Origin of the sequence: Arcanobacterium pluranimalium, from assembly GCF_016907845.1 — a bacterium.
Taxonomy (GTDB): domain Bacteria; phylum Actinomycetota; class Actinomycetes; order Actinomycetales; family Actinomycetaceae; genus Arcanobacterium_A; species Arcanobacterium_A pluranimalium.
In genome coordinates this window covers 1,831,628-1,852,001 of the sequence record NZ_JAFBCS010000001.1, presented here as the reverse complement: position 1 = coordinate 1,852,001, position 20,374 = coordinate 1,831,628, and the positions used below count along the sequence as shown (strand labels likewise).

Here is a 20,374-nt window from a genome sequence, read left to right as displayed (position 1 = left end):
AATCAGTTACCTAACTCCCTGATAGACTTGAAAACCCACCAGCATTCATGTTGGTGGGGCTGGGAATCAGTTACCTAACTCCCTGATAGACTTGCGAATCTACCGGTAGAGCAGGATTACGTGCTGGGAATCAGTTACCTAACTCCCTGATAGACTTGTGCTGTTTCGTCACCTACGCGTGATACTGCTGGGAATCAGTTACCTAACTCCCTGATAGACTTGAGCACATTGGAGCGTCGTCGTCAATCAGGCTGGGAATCAGTTACCTAACTCCCTGATAGACTTGTAGCCGGATACGCCAATCAGTCGCTGCGGCTGGGAATCAGTTACCTAACTCCCTGATAGACTTGTACCAAGGATATCAGAGCGGTTCAGGAGGCTGGGAATCAGTTACCTAACTCCCTGATAGACTTGCCAGGCCGCGGCCACCGCGACAAACAGCGCTGGGAATCAGTTACCTAACTCCCTGATAGACTTGGGCGGGAACAGCAGCCGTCGCCTTTGGTGCTGGGAATCAGTTACCTAACTCCCTGATAGACTTGTATGGCGTGCTCGCACCGTCGTGGCGGGGCTGGGAATCAGTTACCTAACTCCCTGATAGACTTGAGCTCCACCAGCCATGCAGGAAGATAATGCTGGGAATCAGTTACCTAACTCCCTGATAGACTTGTTTTTGGCGCTTTGTGCTTAAAAGTCCAGCTGGGAATCAGTTACCTAACTCCCTGATAGACTTGATCATCGAGAGCTTTAGAATGCTCAGCGGCTGGGAATCAGTTACCTAACTCCCTGATAGACTTGAGCAATGGCAGAGGTCGGCAGACTATTAGCTGGGAATCAGTTACCTAACTCCCTGATAGACTTGTACCAGAATTTGGCGTAAACCACGGCCGGCTGGGAATCAGTTACCTAACTCCCTGATAGACTTGGAAGACACGTGACAGCTAGCTCGACCATGCTGGGAATCAGTTACCTAACTCCCTGATAGACTTGCGTCCTTATCGATAAGAATCACACGAGGGCTGGGAATCAGTTACCTAACTCCCTGATAGACTTGTGTTTAGTGTACGCGATATCTGTGGTGAGCTGGGAATCAGTTACCTAACTCCCTGATAGACTTGCGATTCCAAGACAAACATTGACAATGAAGCTGGGAATCAGTTACCTAACTCCCTGATAGACTTGACCTACATATCCTATGCTTAGGTAAGGGGCTGGGAATCAGTTACCTAACTCCCTGATAGACTTGAGAAATCAATAGCGTCGCGGAGAACGTGGCTGGGAATCAGTTACCTAACTCCCTGATAGACTTGTCGAAGCCGCTGTAGGCTTCAAAGAAACGCTGGGAATCAGTTACCTAACTCCCTGATAGACTTGGGAGTTCCTGCAGGGTGTTCCGGATCTAGCTGGGAATCAGTTACCTAACTCCCTGATAGACTTGCAAGCCTTTTTCGCCAAGCTGCAAGTTTGCTGGGAATCAGTTACCTAACTCCCTGATAGACTTGCCGCTGCAAGTCTGACTCCTACTCTTATGCTGGGAATCAGTTACCTAACTCCCTGATAGACTTGGGTTGAGGATACTCAAAAAGATAGTGATGCTGGGAATCAGTTACCTAACTCCCTGATAGACTTGTCTGTTCTTGATTCCCCGCGCGAGCTAGGCTGGGAATCAGTTACCTAACTCCCTGATAGACTTGACGCTAACCAAAATATCAATGAAGCTCGGCTGGGAATCAGTTACCTAACTCCCTGATAGACTTGGCTTATCCAGCTCACCAATAGCAGCAGTGCTGGGAATCAGTTACCTAACTCCCTGATAGACTTGAGGAGAGTTAGAAAACGGCGTCAGAAAGCCACTTTCTGACGCCGTTTTGATTAAAAAATCATCAATTGTTCGGGCTCTGGATCGGGTAGTTCTTCATGATGATTGGAAAAACGAATAGCTTTTGCCCACTGTTTATCCGTCAAGTGATAGATACGCACTTCGCCACCAATGGGTAGGTTTGCTTTGATTGCTTTTACAAGTCGAGTGCCAATGAGTCCGGTGGGGGAATAGTGAGCATACACGCTGTATTGAATCCTGGAGAAACCTATGTCTAGCAGGGAATTTCTAAAACGTGAGTACTCGCGTTTGTCTTGCGCTGTTTTGGTCGGAAGGTCAAACATGACAACGCACCACATTGGTTCACTCGCCATCATAAATTCCTAGTGCAAGTGTGGGATTCCACACGTTAACTATAAGTTTATTAATATCGCCTTCCAAGTATTGCCCGTAATGTTGGGCAAGATTCACTAATTCGGACGGGATTGAATTGCCGGTTTCACCGAAGCAATCACCTGCAACTTGGACCAGTTCTTTGCGTGCGTCATGAGAATCAATTGACTCATTACATAACGTGGACGCTACGCATGCGTCGATTGCCGGGCGGAATGGCTCTATCAGATCATCGGCAAGGTTAAAATTATTCGATCTTCCACGATGAAACATTCCTAGTGCTGGCGTGAGTCCGGCCGAAAGCACGGCTCTCATTGCATGACCGCGCAAAACTGTGTATCCATAATCCAGCAATGCATTAGGCGTATACACTTCATCTCTAATGCCAGGCTGCCGGCGGAATCCTTCGTCACCCCACAGTGAGTTCCAATAGATCCGTGCTGCTTGGCCTTCGTTATTCGATGTATCACCTGATCGCAGATCCTTTGCAAGTTTACGAAGTAAACCGGCGTTTGGTCTCCTGCAGTACTCCAAAACATTAGCTTGCCCAAGAATCTTAGCTTTGACTACGCTCGTCCAAGCAGATTTGCGGCGTGGGAGTGAACTTTCCATCTGCGCAATTTGCCTAGCGCCAACCCTGCTGTGCTCGCTCCACGCATATGCGCCGCCAATCGGTACGCCTTTCCAGTCACAGAAAATGACCGAAACATCGTCTCCAAATAACCGATGAAGTGAGCCAGCAGAAAACCTAGTATTAACACCGATAAAGACAATCCCGACATCCGCAGTGGGGACTTTCACGGACTCGCCGCCGTCAGGCGTCACACGGAGGGCGCCTCGATCCGCTGAAACTTTCCCTTGAAAGCCAGAGAAATCGAGGACCCTCCATTGCTCAGCATTTAGGCGTGCCATGATTCTGGTAGACCATGTTTCGAATGCGTTCGTGGAACACCAAGCGCACTTCTCCTAATGATCTTAGGATTCCCGTATTGGAAAATGACATTGACAGATGGTAACCATCCTCCCGCATGTATGATCTTATGCGAACTATCCGAATGTTCATCTTTCAGCCCTTCAGACGAGAGAATCGATGGGCGTAATCTGATGCGCTTCGGGTCCATAAACCCAGCCACCCTAAACCTGTTCTGACCTGGGAAATCATCCAGCATTTCCTTTATCTGTCCTGAAATAAGTTTCGGATTGCTAATATCAATAACCATCTCATCGCCAGCCACAAGCCAACCGAGATATTCAGCTGTGCCGTCCACGAGTGCTTTTCGAATCTTCGGTTCAGCCGCACGCATTGAGATACTTTGTGGCTTGAGCTCCACATTGAAGAGATCTTCACCGCGATGCGAAATCAAATCGCACATGAACACACGAACCATGGCAAAAACTGGCTTCTTTCCATTGATGCGATAAATACGCGCATGATGAATAGTGTTGCCAATTTCTGCATAGCCACCACGAACAGCAATTGCCGCTGCACTGGTTCCGAAAATGCCCACTTTATCTTTCGCTGTAAAGAATTCGTTCTTTACCCGAATTTGCCGGGTGTCGTCTTCCGGTAAACCAGTCTTCTCATCAAAATCGTCGCAGCGAGTTAGCGCACACCACAGCGCCTCACTAGATGCACGGTCGATCTCAGTGATACTCCAGGCAGATCCGACTTCCTTGTACGTGAGCTCTCGGATTCTGTCGTCATGTGCTTTGCCATTTCCAAGACCGAGCCGTAGATTCTCCATCACTGGAATAGAATCCGTCGCCAGCGCATCATTAAACAAGAACGACAGCCGATCCATCTTATTGAGCCAGTCACCGAAACTAATCTGAGCGCCTTGCGAACGCCCGCGATATTCTTTCCATGTTTCAGCCTTGCGAAGCATGCGCTCAGTATCTCGAAGGTTAATGCGCTCAGCAAGTGTTTTCGATATACCAGGAGACATCAACGCGATGGTAGCCGCATCCATTGCATGATGACGGCGATCCAAGCGGGTCTTTCCACCGCCACCGATCATCTCAACACGATCTTCAAAACCTGAGGCCTTACGAGCTTGGGCAGTAATCTTTCCTTGATATACTCCTACTTTTGAATCAGGATTCTCTTGCTTGAGGAAATACTCAATACGGTGCCGAAGTTCATTCGCCATCCACGCAACCGACTCCATCGACCGATTATCCAATTCAGGATCTTCGGTGGTGCGAGTGAGTCGATCAATAACGTCTTTCTTGAAGTTATTCCACTGCTTAGTACTTAATCCTTCTTCATAATCCCAATGCATAACTCGATCAATTGCTTTATCGAGCGAAATTTCCGGATTAGGATTTTGTTGCGCCCATACACGGAATGGAATGTTTCCCTTTGATCGGTTGCAGGAAATGCAGACTGCCACAAGATTGTTGCGCGTATTGGTCGACCCCACGCCTTTGCGTGGAACAATATGATCCATTTCGCAGTCGCTCATAGAAATTTGGGTGCCACAGTATGCACATTGGCAATGTTGGCGTTTTACCGCAAGGTATCGGGTAATGTCAGAATTTCGCACGCGCCCTGAACCTTGATCAGCATGAATCTGTTCAACGATGCTACGGTTTCGTTCAGCTCTCTTACCGTTTTCACGTTCATATTCGCGTGCCATTTTTTCCGATACAAAGCCGTCACGCATGTGCTCAATATTGACGACACTTGGGTAGCCGAATTCTTTGATAGCACTTGTCAGCCATCGGTTGACAATCTTCAATACACGATCAACACCAGGGTTGCCCACTGGCAAACCGATCGGATCGGCGGATGGCTTCCACGAATCATCAACGCCGAATTCAGCCTTGCGTGCCTCATGAAGATCTATACCGTCATCAAGCATACGATTCGTCAAGCGTGTCAACGAGTCTACGGAGTATGCCGCACGACCTGCAGGTAAATCTACCCCGCTGAGCTCTTCTAATTCTTTATCGGATAACCCTGCTAGGAAATCCTGCGCGGCTTGAGCTCCGTCTGCGTCGTCTTCAAGAATTTCTGCGTTGGACATCAACGCAATTAATGCTGCACGCTCGTCTTCTGAAGCTTCTTTCCACCACATCGAGAGAGCTTTAGGCTTTGCTTTAATAATCCTCTGGTTTGTGACGTTGACTGGAGGTTTCGCGTAAGGGCGTTCGCCGTCGGGTCCTTCTTTCGCGGTACCTTCCAAATGATCGCGGACGACGCCGAGCAGGCCCGCTACGTCTGTCCAGGTCACAGCGTCGTCAGTTGAGGCTTCCATAAGGAAATCCACTACTTTAAGACGTTCATCTTTGGTGAGTGCGCGTGAAGTGCCGTCGTCATCACGAATACGCAAGTTCGCGACGACGGAAACAATGCGATACTTTTGGAAAGCTGGGTGCGCTTTTTCTGCGCGGGGGAGATGATGTTGGCCTGGTAGTTCATCTTTTCCTGTGCGAGACGCTGCACTACCCACTGGTGATTTTGCATCGAATACTACATCGATGATGTCATTGATGTCTTCTGTTGATATGCCCTGTTTTGCGGCAATCTTCCGTAGTTCATTTGCGTTGTCAGATTGACGGAGTTTGCCTCCGAGAATGCCGCCCTCGCCACGTACTTTCGTATAGTCCGCAATCATATCGGCGATGATTTCGGCTGGAGTGGCATCTTCGTCAGGCATAACGCCGTTGTATTCAGTAAGTCGTTCCTTTAATTTCTTGAACTCTTCAGAATCCGCAGCGGGCAAATGCAGTGACTTCACACTTGCGTACGGGCTGCGCCATCCACGGTGCCTTGCCATATGGCGAAGTGCGATAGAAAGCGCTGAAGGGAATTCATCAGCAGGCAGCTCTTCACGAGCAAGTTTGGCGCGAATATGCCAAGGAGCGTGAGGGTCAGCGATTTCTTCGAGATTTATGATTGGGTATCCCTTTGCTGTAAGGAAATCGTCCAATGCGCGAAGTCTCTGCTTACGACGCCGATACAGACGTCGCGTACGTCGCGCAACACCGCTTGTTGCGAGCCTTGTGATTGCTTTCTTGCGTTGCTCTGGATCTACACCTGAGTCATGTACGTAAACAACAGAGTTAAGGATTCGTGAGGGAAGACCATCCTCCCCGATTTCAAGTGCGCAAAGGCCGACCGAGTTAGTGCCAACGTCTACACCGACGTTATAGTTTATCTTTTTCATACAACTATTATTCACAATATCTTATGCAAATGTGTGAATTTCGAAGAAAAAAATGGGTTATAGGACAAATCGTGTTGGTTTTTTATACCGGTCCTTGCCATTGGCCGTTGTGGTGGAAATCGGTCCAGTTCGCTGCTGTTCCCCATCGCTGGATTTCTTCTTGGGCATGGTGGTGACTGGCTCGGGTGAACATGGCTTCGATTTGGCTATCCGTGTAGGTAGTTTCCAGTAACTGCGCTGGCGTGTTAGGAAACTCCGTGTGTTGATAACACCACCATAAAATCGTCTTGACCTGGTGATCGATCGGCATTCCACGATGCGATCTCAACACATGTCGTAAACGCGAGTTCAGGGATTCAATCAGGTTAGACGTTGCAGGAATCGGGTCATCATCAATACTCAGACTCGGATCAAGATAGGTAAATAACGTTCCATGACGTACCAGAGTATTAAGCGAATTTTTAGCACGAATAAGCCGTGCATGAGTGGGAACAATCTGACCGTTCGCAAGGCGAGTTTTCTCAGCAAGGAACGCCTTCCATGCCGTATTCCACACCGCTAACTGACCCATCCATGCAAGCGCTTCCTCACGCGTGTGGATGTGTAATAAGTCTTTCGCAAGACCATAAAGCTCAACACCAGCACGAGTACGTGGCCGGCTCGTGGTATAGCGCTTGACAGTGCTAAAAGCGTGAAAGACACAGCGTTGAATACGGGTAGTGGGCCATGAAATTTTCACAGCCGAAGCAATTCCTGGACCACCATCACATACAACAACATCTGGTGGTGCAATACGTGAAAACAATGCTTGCCACGCAGCCGTTGTCTCACGACGTGCTACATACCAGCCAAGAACATGTGTTTTCGTACAAGCGATCAGCACAACAAGTTTGCGTGACAGATATATCCCATCCACAAAAACCACGTGATGAACCTCCTCAACAACTGGACTCACTGGCCATAACTGCCAAAACTGGTGGAATCGACGCCGAGCATTTCGCCCCTGACCAGGCAGATCCCGATAACGCAGATCCGAGGTCACGAAATTGAGAAAAGCTGCGAAATAACGAGCAGTGACATCATTAGAACGACTTTGACTCGCCCGGCACGACGGACAACGGAATCGGGGCCGACCAGAACCACTCTTGCCCCACTTTTGGGTAACTGAACCACACAATGAACAACGAGGATTTCCCATACCCTCAAGTCAACCGAGTTCAAACCCTACTTTCACCCGCAATACCAACAAAAAACCAGGCCAAAACCAACACGAAATGTCCAACCAAAAACTCGAGCCAAACCGACTTCAAACCCGACTATTGCTTACCACACCAACAAAAACACACCCAAAAACCAACACGATTTGTCCTATAGCCCAAAAAAATTGACGAATTTTAAAATCAAAAAAGTCGGGCGCCAGAAGCGCCCGACTAAGCAATAAATGCCTTTAGCATTCGACTACACAAACTTGGTGTAGCTTACTGAGAATCAGTTATGGATCAATCATAAGTTCGAATACTTTGAATTGTCAACTGTTTTCTGTATTGATTTGTGAAATATTAAATCGCGAGGCCAGCATGGTTAAACCGCCAACGCCCGGCGTCTGGCCGCGCCTCCGATTACGACCACAACCCCGCCACCAAAGACCGACATAAGACCAAGTACTGCCTACGCATTGATATTCGCCCCTCCAGTGCTTGCCAACTTCGAAGCTGGCGCGCTCGCACTGGAGTCATCATCGAGAACGGGTGTTGGCGGCGTCGGCCCCGCAGTTGTCGACCCAGCAGTTGTCGGCTCCGCAGGCGCAGGTACTACAACAGTGCTCGGATCTAAACAAGCTGAACTGGACGAGCTCACCGTCGGCGTGCCGTTTGCCGTCCAGGTAACCTTTGCAGTATTGAACAGTCCCTGCCCAGCAGTGGGCGTTGTTGCGCACTTGCTAAGCTCGTCAATAGACCCAGTGAGCTGGTATTTAACAAAGATAGTGTAGCGATCTGTGCCTCCTGCCGCGATCGTACGCGTAGTTGCACCCAGCTTAAACGCAGTGGCAGCACCCAGATCCACGTGCGCAGTCGTTCCATCGGCAGCCCGGAGTTTGCGCGGCAAATGCGGTGCTATTTGTAGATAGGCCGACTATTAAACTGGGCACCGTCAGAAGGACTGTAAGAATTGCGCGGGATTTTTCCTATTGTGACGAGTGCTCATTCAAATGCCTATTCTTATCGTATTTGTATTATTAACATAATCAAACCATAGATTGTGATGAAAACAAAAAATGAATAAATTCCCCCTGCTTCTCGTATTTTGAAATGTCAGTATCAAATTGTGGTCGGTGTTTTAGGCTTTCGTTATGGAGCAAAGTATTGATTTAGCAGTAATTCCCGGTGATGGGATCGGTCCGGAAGTTGTGAATGAGGGCCTGCGGGTGCTTCGTTTCGTAACTGATCGCGCCGGCGTCGTGCTCAACGAAACGACTTACGATCTAGGCGCAAAGCGTTGGCAGCGCACGGGTGATGTACTTCCCGACGACGAACTAGCGAGTATCAAGCGCAAAGATGCGATTTTGCTTGGTGCGGTGGGCGACCCATCCACGCCGTCGGGACTCCTCGAGCGTGGATTACTGCTCAAACTCCGCTTTGAGCTGGATCATTACGTCAATCTTCGTCCCTCGCGTTATTACGACGGCGTGGCGAGCCCGTTGGCGAACCCGCAAGGTGTGGATTTCGTCGTCGTGCGTGAAGGAACCGAGGGCTTGTACTGCGGAAACGGCGGAGCGATTCGCGTCGGAACTGCTCAGGAAATCGCCACTGAGGTATCGGTCAATACGGCGTTTGGTGTTGAACGCTTGGTTCGTTTTGCCTTTGAACAGGCTGTAAAAAGGAGAAACAAACTCACACTCGTGCATAAACACAATGTGCTGGTGCATGCTGGGCATCTGTGGCGCCGCACGGTGGAGCGAATTGGGCGTGAGTACCCGAACGTCGTCACTGATTATATTCACGTCGACGCGGCAACAATTTACCTGGTCACAGAACCGCAACGTTTCGATGTGATCGTGACCGACAATCTCTTTGGCGATATTCTCACTGACGAAGCTGGGGCAATAACCGGAGGAATTGGTCTTGCTGCCTCGGGAAACATTAATCCTAGCCGAGAGTATCCGTCGATGTTTGAACCTGTTCACGGCTCTGCTCCAGACATCGCTGGCACCGGAAAAGCCGATCCGACTGCGACGATACTCTCTGTGGCAATGATGCTCGATTTTTTGGGATACCCAGAGCTTGCAGGCGCGGTTAATGTTGCTGTTGAAAATGATATGAGACGACGAGCACAAGCTGGCGCAGCAGGAAAAAGGCTTGTACGCAGCACCAGCCAGATCGGGCGCGATATTTTGAATCTGCTCTAAAGCAAATGGTCACGATTTTTGGCCCGAGCGTCGCAGTAGAATAAATAACGTATCGAAAAAGTGCGCATGATCGCGACTACTAGTGGGCGGATTCCTAATATATGGACTCCCTAAATGTGGAGAGGTGAAACAATATGGCACATAAAGAGACCGAGCTTGAGGTTCAGGCGGCTCGTAAGTTGCCTGCGGCAGATCAGCTAGCGGGTCGGTTTGTGCTACAAAAACACGACCATCTCAAATCTGATGACGAGTATGCGCAGGTCATGAACCATTTAGGTTTTGGAGTCGATTTTTCAGATTATATGGCGCGTGCTACGTGGACTGCTGAATCCGGTTGGCACAACAAGGTGATCGAACCGTATGGGGCAATTTCGCTCGATCCCGGTGCGTCGGTTCTGCATTATGGCCAGGAAATTTTTGAAGGCCTCAAAGTGTATAGGCACGACGACGGAACTATCTGGACTTTCCGCCCGAGCTATAACGGTGCACGGCTCAATTATTCTGGTGCGCGCTTGGCTATTCCGGAGCTACCAATTGAGGATTTTATTGCTTCGATAGTCGATCTGGTGCGCGCTGATCAACGATGGGTGCCTAATGGTGAGGGCGCATCGTTATATTTGCGTCCATTTATTTTCGCTTCGGAATCTTTCCTTGGGGTACGGGCCGCGACTCGCTACGAATACGTGGTCATTGCGTCGCCGTCGGGGCCATATTTCCCTAACGGATTTAAGCCGATCGCCGTCTGGGTTGATCAAAAGTATCATCGTGCTGGTCCGGGAGGAATGGGAGATGCAAAGACCGGCGGTAACTATGCGGCTTCCTTGCTTCCTAAGATTGATGCTCATCATCGCGGTTTTGACGAGGTACTCTTCCTTGATGGAGCCACAAACTCGAATCTCGATGAACTCGGTGGAATGAATGTTTTTGTGGTGTTAAAAGACGGAAGCGTCAAAACTCCACAACTGACCGGCAATATCTTGCCTGGCGCCACACGCTCGTCGATTATACGCTTCTTGGAAGAAGAGGGGACTGCCGTTGAGGAATGTACGATCAGCTTATCGTCGCTCCTTGAGGGGATTGAATCGGGCGATGTACAAGAAATGTTCGCATGTGGAACGGCTGCGGTAGTTACGTCAATTGGCAGAATTGCGGGTGAAAATTTTGATCTCACTCTTCCCAGCAGCGTGATAACCCGGCGTATATACGATGAACTGACGTCGATTCAGCTTGGTACCAGAGAAGATTCATATGGGTGGCTGTATCAGATCGCTTGATGCGGGCACGCAGGTAGGGTAGCTGATCGCAGATCAGGTTCAGGCGCATCGCGCTGTGCGTCCGCAACCGTGCGGGTAAACGGCGCAGGTAAATAGGGTGTAATTGGGGTAGAACATGGCAGAAAAAGTATTCGTTTACGATACGACTTTGCGTGACGGCGCGCAGCAAGAGGGCATGAATCTGTCGGTTGCTGATAAAGTGGCGCTGCTTCCAATTATTGAGGCAATGGGAGCGGACTATATCGAAGGTGGCTGGCCGGGTGCGATTCCGCGAGATACGGCGTTTTTCGAGCAGCTAAAAGAGAAAAATCCACTGAGTCAGGCACGGTTAGTTGCTTTTGGGGCTACGTGCAAGGTCGGTTTAACTCCCCAGGAGGATCCGCAGATCGCAGCGCTGGTTGATTCGCAAGCTCCAATCCTGTGTCTGGTGGCAAAGTCTGATATACGTCACGTTGATCAGGCGCTGCGTACCACAGGTGAAGAAAACTTGCGCATGATTTCTGATTCCGTGCGGTATCTGCGTCAGATGAATCGTGAAGTGATGATCGATCTTGAACATTTCTTTGATGGATTCTCCTTTGATCCGCAGTACGCCACTTTGGCAGCGGCTACGGCCTTTGCTGCTGGTGCTAGCTGGGTGATCTTGTGTGATACCAACGGCGGTACGCTGCCCTCTTCGATCAGTGCTACCATTTACGATCTTCGACTAAGATTGCTTGAACATGGTATGCAAGCTCCGCAACTGGGCATTCATGCTCATGATGATGGCGGCTGTGCAGTGGCAAATACGATTACCGCTGTAGATGCAGGGTGTCGGCAAATTCAGGGCACGATAAATGGGTATGGCGAACGCACTGGAAACGCTAATCTCATTACTTGTGTTGCGGATCTTCAGATCAAAACACCTTATGAGTTGGTCACCGAGCACCAGCTGAGCAACTTATCGAAAGTTGCCTACGCCGTCTCCGAGATTACTAATATTTCTCCTGCTCGGCGCCAGCCGTATATCGGTGTTTGCGCTTTTGCGCATAAAGCAGGACTCCATGCTTCAGCAATACGTGTCAATCCTGATCTTTATCAGCATATCGATCCGATGATCGTCGGTAACGATATGCGTATGCTCGTTTCTGATATGGCTGGTCGCGCCTCGGTGGAACTCAAGGCTCGGGAATTTGGAATTGACTTGAGCCAGAATAAAAATGCCTTGGCGCAAATTACGGATCGTGTGAAAACCGCAGAAGCCCAAGGATATACCTACGATGCGGCTGATGCCTCTTTCGAGTTGCTTATTAGAGAAATCGTATTCGGGGAACGTCCACGCTATTTTGAGATCGAATCATGGTCTACTCATGTGGCAACTCAAGCGCACAATGTATCGCAGACCTATTCTGAGGCGAATGTGAAGATTCATGCGGGCGGTCGGCGGATTATGCGCATTGGTGAAGGAGTTGGGCCGGTAGATGCCCTCGATTCTGCGCTTCGAACGGCTTTGAAGAATGTGTACCCGCTGCTATCGACGTTCGAATTGATAGATTTTAAGGTTCGTATTCTCGATTCTGCACGAGGGACGGGTGCTATTACGCGCGTTTTAATTACATTGAAAGATAATGCCGGACACTGGACCACAGTTGGGGTAGGGGTCGACGTCATCGAAGCTTCATGGGAGGCCTTGATCGATGGCTATGTTTGTGGCTTGATGCGCAATGGAATTGCACCTGATTGCTGAGCTTAACAAGTCAGATACCGCGCAGTTATTTGGATTGAGGGTGTTAAGTTTTTATGTTGACCCATATCACAATAAGTCCTAGATGGCGTTCTTTGCTAGTAAATCACTAGAAAGCGTCGATTTTATGCGGAAAAATCGCCTTGGTTGTGACGAGCCTCAAGCAACCAAAGGGTCATAAGTCCTGTTGAGAGTAAATGTAAAATTTCTACATGTCGGAAATGTCGCAAATGTACCAAAATGAGAATGTGATTTGCGTCTGAGCTTTAGTAACTTCACTGACCGCTTCTTAGTATGGAAGTACAGATAAAACTTTATCTAAGGAGAGAAGCGCTGTGAGCGTGAACGCAGGTCAAACATCGGTAGATGAAATGCAATTTGCTGGTTGGGAAGGTTTCGCTGGAGAAACTTGGAAATCAGAAATTAACGTCCGTGATTTTATTCAAGAAAACTACACTCCATATGAGGGTGACGATTCTTTCTTGGCTGGTCCAACTGAGAAAACCCTCAACCTTTGGAAGACTCTTGATGAGAAGTACCTTTCGGTTGAGCGCGAAAAGCGTATTTACGACGTCGACGTAGACACCCCAGCAGATGTTGACGCATTTGGTCCGGGATATATTTCGGAAGACGACGACGTTATCGTCGGCTTGCAAACGGACGTCCCGCTCAAGCGCGCGATGATGCCAAATGGTGGCTGGCGCATGGTTGAAGCCGCTATTAACGAAGCTGGCAAGGAAATCAATCCACGCGTCAAAGAGATCTTCACCAAGTACCGCAAGACTCATAACGAGGGCGTATTCGATATCTACACCCCGCGTATCCGCGCTGCCCGTTCATCGCATATTATTACCGGTTTGCCTGACGCATACGGCCGTGGCCGCATCATTGGTGACTACCGTCGCGTAGCTCTCTACGGTGTGGATTACCTTATCAATGAGAAGATTGAAGCTCGTGATTCAGTGGCAGACCAGCCATTCTCTGAGCACTGGGCACGCTACCGTGAAGAGCACTCGGAGCAGATCAAGGCTCTCAAGAAGCTCAAGCACATGGCTGAGGGCTATGGCTTTGATATTTCTAAGCCTGCAACCACCGCCAAGGAAGCTGTGCAGTGGACCTACTTTGGCTATTTGGCTTCGGTGAAGTCCCAAGACGGCGCTGCTATGAGCTTTGGTCGTCTGTCTGGATTCTTCGATATCTACTTTGAGCGTGATTTCCAGCGTGGAATTCTCACCGAATCCGAAGCTCAGGAAATCATTGATGCCCTGGTCATCAAGCTGCGCATCGTTCGTTTCTTGCGCACTGAAGCTTATGATCAGATCTTCTCCGGCGATCCGTACTGGGCTACCTGGTCAGACGGCGGTTTCTCGGATGATGGCCGTACGCTCGTAACCAAGACTTCGTTCCGTTTGCTGCAAACACTAATGAACCTTGGCCCAGCTCCTGAACCAAATATCACGATTTTCTGGTCCGAGAAGCTTCCGGTTGGCTACAAAAACTTCTGTGCGCGCGTTTCCATTGAGACGTCGTCGATCCAGTATGAAGCTGACGAGCAGATTCGTTGCCACTGGGGCGACGACGCTGCTATCGCATGCTGTGTATCGCCAATGCGTGTGGGTAAGCAAATGCAATTCTTCGGCGCTCGTGTTAACGCCGCGAAGGCTCTCTTGTACGCAATGAACGGCGGACGTGATGAGATGTCTGGCAAGAAGATCGTTGAGGGTTACTCGCCAATCGAAGGTGACGAAGCGCTCGATTTCGATGAAGTGTGGGCAAAGTACGAAGATATGCTCGATTGGGTAGTGGGCACCTATGTTGAGGCGCTCAATATCATCCACTACAGCCACGATAAGTATGCCTATGAAGCTATGGAAATGGCTCTGCACGATTCTGATATCGTTCGCACTATGGGCTGCGGTATTGCTGGTCTTTCCATCGTGGCAGATTCGCTCTCGGCTATTAAGTACGCCAAGGTCACCCCGATTCGTGATGAGACAGGTCTGATCGTTGATTACAAGACGGAAGGCGACTTCCCACGCTATGGCAACGACGATGATCGTGCAGACGACATCGCTGCGACCATCGTTCACACTGTCATGAGCAAGATCAAGGCAATTCCGATGTATCGCGATGCAATTCCAACGCAGTCGGTACTGACGATCACTTCTAACGTGGTTTACGGCAAGGCAACTGGTAACTTCCCATCGGGTCACCGTGCGGGAACTCCGTTTGCTCCTGGTGCAAACCCTGAGAATGGCGCTGATACCCACGGCATGCTCGCGTCAATGCTTTCAGTCGGAAAGCTCGATTACGACGACGCTCTGGACGGTATCTCGTTGACCAACACTATCGTTCCATCTTCGCTGGGTCGCACTCAGCAAGAGCAGATCGAAAACCTAGTTGGCATCATGGATGCTGGCTTCATCAAGCAAGACTGAGTCCGAAAACACGTTGTTTGGCAGCAAAAATATGCTGCCAAACAACTAAAATCGGTTATGGGAAAACATATTAAATAAACCGTTTAGGAGAATCTCATGGCAACAAAAACATACGCAGAGCGTGAAGCCTCAATGAAGGCAAGCCGTGAAGCCAAAGGTGGCATTCAGGGGCTTTACCATGCAAATATCAACGTGCTCAACCGCGATACCCTTGAGGACGCAATGGAGCACCCAGAGAAGTACCCACAGCTTACTGTGCGTGTTTCTGGCTACGCAGTGAACTTTGTTCGCCTTACCCGCGAGCAGCAGTTGGACGTTATCTCACGTACTTTCCACCAGGGAATGTGAGAATCTGATACGCCATTAACTCGATGGCGTATTGAAAATTGATAAATAACTTCAAGGATCGGGGCGGTATGACCACGTTAAAAACTCGGGCAACTGAGGGCTCAACAGGGGAGTACCGCCCCGAGCCACTTGAGATTGAAGTTCCGCGCCTCGGTGGTGCTGGGCTTTCTGGAGTTACTTTTGCTGGGCATATGAGCCACACGGAGCAGATGATGGCAGTCCGTGCTGGTGAAGTAGGATCTGTTCACTCTTGGGAACTAGTTACTGCGGTTGATGGTCCAGGTACACGCATGACGACGTTCTTCGCTGGATGTCCGCTGCGCTGCTTATACTGCCATAACCCCGATACGATGAAGATGCGAGATGGTACCGCAGTGCGTACCGAGGACTTACTAGCACGTATTTCTCGCTATCGTTCCGTATTTAGAGCAACAGGTGGTGGCGTCACTTTCTCTGGTGGCGAGCCGCTGTTCCAGCCAGCGTTTTTGGCTAAATTATTACGTGGATGCAAAGAAATGGGCATCCATACCGCAATCGATACCTCTGGTTTCCTCGGTACTGCATTGACGAATGAGATGATGAACGACGTTGACCTCGTACTTCTCGATGTCAAGAGCGGTATTCCTGAGGTGTACAAGAAGACGACGGGTCGTAATCTTGAACCTACTCTTCGTTTTGGGCAACGGCTTTCGGAAGCCGGAAAGCCGATTTGGATTCGTTTTGTGCTCGTCCCAACTTTGACGGATTCTCCAGAGAATATTAACGCCGTGGCAGATATTGTGAGCCAGTGGAATTCAGTCGAGCGCGTTGAAGTGCTTCCATTCCACCAGATGGGACGCGACAAATGGGAGACGCTCGGTATGGAGTACGAGCTTGACGACGTCGTCCCTCCTTCAAACGAGGAAACTGAAGCTGTACGTGACGTTTTCCGTGCGCGCGGACTCACTGTACACTGATCTTCAAACGCTTAACTGTATCTCAGCATATGATGCCTGCTCAATGATTGAGCATTGAAATACAGTCAATTGAAAATCGCACCATTTCTCAAAACTGGTTTTGGATTTGTGATCCAGGTAATGTCTGGCTACTCTGAATTGTGTAGAGACACTGCCCGGACAACGGAGTCCGGGCCCTCTTAAATGGCGATTTAAATGCAGATTGTTTACGCGTTGGCTTGTCTGTGTATTGCGGCTCGTTTACATATTGCGTATGTAGTGGCTCATTCACATGTTGCGGCTTGCCGATAAGTTCTTATACGTTGCGCGCTCCAAAGATAGCAGTTCCAACGCGCACTAAAGTAGAACCATGTGCTATCGCAAGCTCGAGATCGCTGGTCATTCCCATCGAAAGTTCCCGCGCATTTTCGAGTCCCTCTATCTCGTTCATCGCGATCAAAAGGCTGCGCGTCGTAGCGAAACTCGTGGCTACGGCGTCGGGATCCGTGGAATTGGCACCGATAGTCATCAGCCCCTGCACCGTTACGTAGGGGAGAGCGGCCACGCTTCGTGCCAGATCAAGCAGCGCATTTGGCTCACAACCGAACTGGGTAGGAGCTGCGGAAGAATTAACTTGGAGGAGCACTGGGTAAGGCTGCGTTGCTTCTCCAGCTGCGCAGCGTGCTTCTTGACGTCGATTGATGCGCTGCGCATATTTTAGCGAGTCTACGGTGTCTATACGCTGCGCATAGGTCATCGCTAAGCTGAGCTTGTTGGATTGGACGTGACCGATCACGGTAGTGGTATGCGACGGCGCTTCGAGAGTCTGTAACTCACGTTCAGAGTCTTGAAGTTGATGTACTAGATTGTGCCCGAGCAGGGTTTCTCCACAATGCATCGCCCGTATCAGGTTCTCAACGGGTTGATACTTAGCAGCGAGCATGAGTTTGATTTCGCCAGGCTCACGTCCAGCGGCGAGTGCGGCCTCGCGAATGCGGTCGCGAACTGCGCGAATATTTCCTTCTATATCGATTTTGCTCATCAGCTTTGCTCTCCTTCAATGCATTGGCTTGGTGACCAGGAGCTTAGCGTGGTCCTACGTTGATGATTTTCAGCGCAAGAGAATCGTGTGCATCAGATTCATCGAGGTCAATAATCGCCCAGATTGCCCAAGCGCGATCGTCGTTACCGTCGTCTATAATTTGAATCGCTAGCCAAAGGCGCCCAGGTTGGTGAGTTTCGAGAATATCGCTTGCAAAGTCCGCATCTGCGCCAGCTTGCAATAAATCAGCCAGAGACGGATCTTCAAGTATTTGGAAGAACTGCTCAGAGCGGGCATTCGTATCTGTGCCTACGTAATCATATTCGTCGAAATATGCGTCGGCAGCGTCGGCCCATCTCTCATAATTCCAGCCTGATGCGGCATCGAGATGGTCAAGCAATTCAAAATCTTCGCGGTCTAGAGCATCGATGCGTGCGAACATGGCATTGCGAACGGCAGTACGAAGTGCATGCTTATTGCGACTAAATAATACGTGACCATTTTCGTCTGCGCCGAACGCTCCCTCTTCGCCGTCGCTCGAATCGTTAGCCTCAAGCATCGCCAACTCTTGGGTAGTGATGCGGCCATCGGCGAGGGCTTCCCACTCGTCGAGCAAAGAAGAATCGATGGAACGCACCAAACGCCCGAGCCAGGAGATGATTTCTGCAAGCTCATCGGTGCGAGCGTCGAGAGGGATGATCTGACGCATAGCGCGGTAGGTATCGGTGAGATACCGGAGTAATACCCCCTCTGATCTGGATAAATCATAGCGGGAGACGAATTCTGAGAACGTCATCGCGTCCTCAATCATCGCTCGCACAATAGACTTCGGACTCAGATCATGACTCTTTACCCAAGGATTGGTCTGTGCGTAAATCTCCAGCGCCGGTTGTAGTAAATCCGCTAACGGCATCGGCCACGTGACTTCATCGGCGAGCTGCATACGCTCGTTATACTCCACTCCTTGTGCTTTGAGCTTGCCAATTAATTCGCCTTTCAATACCTTTTTCTGGGCAATGAGCACGGCTGTAGGTTCTTCTTGGACGGCCTCAATCACCGAGACGACGTCGAGTGCGTAAGTTGGCGAAAGAGGGTCAAGGAGATCTAAGGCGCTCAGCGCAAAAGGAGATAAAGGTGCATTGAGTGCGAAATCGGAAGGAACTTCTTTCGCAAAGCGCAGTGCTGGTTCGTCTGGATGAGCGGCCCGCCACTGCCGATTTTCGTGCACGATTACGCCTGCGAGCCGCAAGGAGCTGTAAATCTCTATTGCCTGACGAATGAGCTGGTTATGCGCGGTTTTCGGCTCGTGATTGGCGGTGAGCAGGTGAGTTGCTGCGGCCACTGGATCAGGGCGTTGCATGAGGTTGAGGATTGTTGCATGGTTGATGCGTAGTTGTGAACGCAGTGTTTCAGGTTTTTTCTCACGCAACTGTTCGAATGTTTTCTCTGACCACTGGAGCTTACCTTCTTCGGGTTTAACTCTCTGTACGCGTTTTTGCTTGAGTGGATCGTCTCCGGCTTTGCGCAGCCTGCGGGCATTTTCGATCTCGTGTTCTGGTGCTTGCACCACCACGTAACCGACGGTGTCGAAACCTGCGCGGCCAGCACGACCAGCAATTTGATGGAATTCGCGGGCAGTGAGGTGTCGCATTTTATTGCCGTCAAATTTTGCCAGCGAGGTGATGAGTACCGTGCGAATAGGCACGTTGATACCGACGCCGAGAGTATCAGTTCCACACACTACGCTCAGTAAACCTTGCTGCGTGAGTTTTTCAACAAGGCGGCGGTATCGTGGCAAAAGCCCTGCATGGTGAACTCCTATGCCGGAGCGGAGAAGTTTAGAAAGTACCTGGCCAAAGCCTGCACCAAATTTGAAATTTCCTAAGGCTTGGGCAATATTGGCTTTTTGCTCCTTGGAGATGAGCGACATCGGTAGCAAAGATTGAGCTTGCGCGACTGCCTCTCGTTGCGAAAAATGCACAACGTACACTGGTGCCATATGTGTAGCCACCAGATCTTGAATAACTTCGTGGATCGGATCTACAGACCACGTGAAATGCAATGGAACTGGGCGTACGGCGTCGTCGATGATGCTGACGGAGCGTTTTGTGCGCTTCTCGAGATCTTCGACGAGAAAACTGGTATCGCCGAGCGTTGCAGAGAGTAAAACGTGTTGCGCCTGGGGTAGCTCCAAGAGAGGTACCTGCCATGCCCACCCGCGCTGGGGATCGGCGTAGAAGTGGAATTCGTCCATGACGACGATACCTACATCTGCTCTTTCTCCCTCACGGAGCGCGATATTTGCCAGGATTTCAGCAGTAGCGCAGATAATCGGCGCATCGGGGTTGATAGCGGAGTCTCCGGTGACCATTCCAACATTCTGAGCACCGAAAAGATGGATGAGATCGAAAAACTTTTCTGAAACAAGGGCTTTCAGTGGCGCTGTGTAGTAGGCAGTGCGCCCTGTGGCGAGAGCGGTGAATAGAGCCTGCATCGCGATCAGGGATTTTCCTGAACCGGTAGGCGTTGCAACGATCACATGATCTGAGCTGACGATCGCAAGGAGTGCTTCGTCTTGATGGGGGTACATCGTTTTTCCAGTCGAATTTACCCATGAAGTAAAAGCCTCATGGATAGCTTCAGGGTGTGGACTAGTGCCGTATTTGTCTTCGAGCACGTCGAGAATCACGTTGAGTGCTGCGTCCGAGGATACGGCATGATTTGTGAGAGGATCTGGGTCTTTGGAATAACTAGCCACAGAGCAAGTTTACCTGTTTTCCGCGATGTTTTCGGAGGGAATGTTTGAGGGAGGTGACGATTTTTG

13 protein-coding genes and 1 CRISPR repeat array (1 of these 14 only partly in view) are annotated in these 20,374 nt (G+C 50.0%); of the genes, 6 read left to right on the top strand and 7 right to left on the bottom strand.

The genetic code is table 11. The features are described 5' to 3' along the window. Positions 1-1,822: direct repeats of the CRISPR family, unit length 36 nt; unit sequence GCTGGGAATCAGTTACCTAACTCCCTGATAGACTTG (it extends 3,467 nt beyond the left edge of the window). A gap of 50 nt (positions 1,823-1,872) precedes the next feature. The 5 genes from cas2 to JOD55_RS07975 form a co-directional block, all read right to left on the bottom strand. Continuing rightward, positions 1,873-2,196 carry a CRISPR-associated endonuclease Cas2 gene (cas2, locus tag JOD55_RS07995; RefSeq protein ID WP_338022232.1) on the bottom strand — a complete coding sequence of 108 codons (324 nt, stop codon included), beginning with the start codon at positions 2,194-2,196 and terminating at the stop codon, positions 1,873-1,875. Beyond that, positions 2,183-3,124, bottom strand: coding sequence for a type II CRISPR-associated endonuclease Cas1 (cas1, locus tag JOD55_RS07990; protein ID WP_204399483.1), 942 nt, complete (start codon positions 3,122-3,124; stop codon positions 2,183-2,185). The genes cas2 and cas1 overlap by 14 nt, the downstream gene beginning before the upstream one ends. Next, positions 3,112-6,384 (bottom strand): type II CRISPR RNA-guided endonuclease Cas9, encoded by a 3,273-nt coding sequence (gene cas9 / locus JOD55_RS07985; protein ID WP_204399482.1) that lies wholly within the window; start codon positions 6,382-6,384, stop codon positions 3,112-3,114. Before cas9 ends, cas1 begins: the two co-directional genes overlap by 13 nt. Before the next feature lie 82 nt (positions 6,385-6,466). Further along, positions 6,467-7,582 (bottom strand): IS1249 family transposase, encoded by a 1,116-nt coding sequence (locus JOD55_RS07980; RefSeq protein WP_204399481.1) that lies wholly within the window; start codon positions 7,580-7,582, stop codon positions 6,467-6,469. A gap of 470 nt (positions 7,583-8,052) precedes the next feature. After that, positions 8,053-8,448: a hypothetical protein gene (locus tag JOD55_RS07975; RefSeq protein WP_204399480.1), complete on the bottom strand. Its 396-nt coding sequence runs from the start codon at positions 8,446-8,448 to the stop codon at positions 8,053-8,055. 286 nt (positions 8,449-8,734) lie between these two features. Between JOD55_RS07975 and JOD55_RS07970 the strand changes: the two genes are divergently transcribed. From JOD55_RS07970 to pflA, 6 genes are all read left to right on the top strand, one after another. After that, positions 8,735-9,790 (top strand): 3-isopropylmalate dehydrogenase, encoded by a 1,056-nt coding sequence (locus tag JOD55_RS07970; RefSeq protein ID WP_204399479.1) that lies wholly within the window; start codon positions 8,735-8,737, stop codon positions 9,788-9,790. A 134-nt stretch (positions 9,791-9,924) separates the two neighbouring features. Next, on the top strand, positions 9,925-11,064 hold the full coding sequence (locus JOD55_RS07965) for a branched-chain amino acid aminotransferase (RefSeq protein ID WP_204399478.1): 1,140 nt from the start codon (positions 9,925-9,927) through the stop codon (positions 11,062-11,064). Between the two features lie 115 nt (positions 11,065-11,179). Next, a complete protein-coding gene (cimA, locus tag JOD55_RS07960; RefSeq protein WP_204399477.1) occupies positions 11,180-12,790 on the top strand; it encodes a citramalate synthase in 1,611 nt (536 codons plus the stop codon). Positions 12,791-13,158: 368 nt separating this feature from the next. Continuing rightward, positions 13,159-15,225 carry a formate C-acetyltransferase gene (gene pflB, locus JOD55_RS07955; RefSeq protein WP_204399760.1) on the top strand — a complete coding sequence of 689 codons (2,067 nt, stop codon included), beginning with the start codon at positions 13,159-13,161 and terminating at the stop codon, positions 15,223-15,225. A 96-nt stretch (positions 15,226-15,321) separates the two neighbouring features. Then, complete coding sequence (gene grcA2, locus JOD55_RS07950; RefSeq protein WP_204399476.1) at positions 15,322-15,573, top strand: autonomous glycyl radical cofactor GrcA2; 252 nt, start codon at positions 15,322-15,324, stop codon at positions 15,571-15,573. 68 nt (positions 15,574-15,641) lie between these two features. After that, a complete protein-coding gene (pflA, locus tag JOD55_RS07945; protein WP_204399475.1) occupies positions 15,642-16,529 on the top strand; it encodes a pyruvate formate-lyase-activating protein in 888 nt (295 codons plus the stop codon). A gap of 295 nt (positions 16,530-16,824) precedes the next feature. On the opposite strand, the gene JOD55_RS07940 is transcribed toward pflA, so the two are convergent. Together JOD55_RS07940 and JOD55_RS07935 are read right to left on the bottom strand one after the other, a co-directional pair. Further along, entirely contained in the window at positions 16,825-17,550 is a 726-nt protein-coding gene (locus tag JOD55_RS07940) for a YggS family pyridoxal phosphate-dependent enzyme (RefSeq protein WP_204399474.1), read from the bottom strand. Positions 17,551-17,593: 43 nt separating this feature from the next. After that, on the bottom strand, positions 17,594-20,308 hold the full coding sequence (locus JOD55_RS07935) for a DUF3516 domain-containing protein (RefSeq protein ID WP_204399473.1): 2,715 nt from the start codon (positions 20,306-20,308) through the stop codon (positions 17,594-17,596). Positions 20,309-20,374 lie beyond the last annotated feature (66 nt).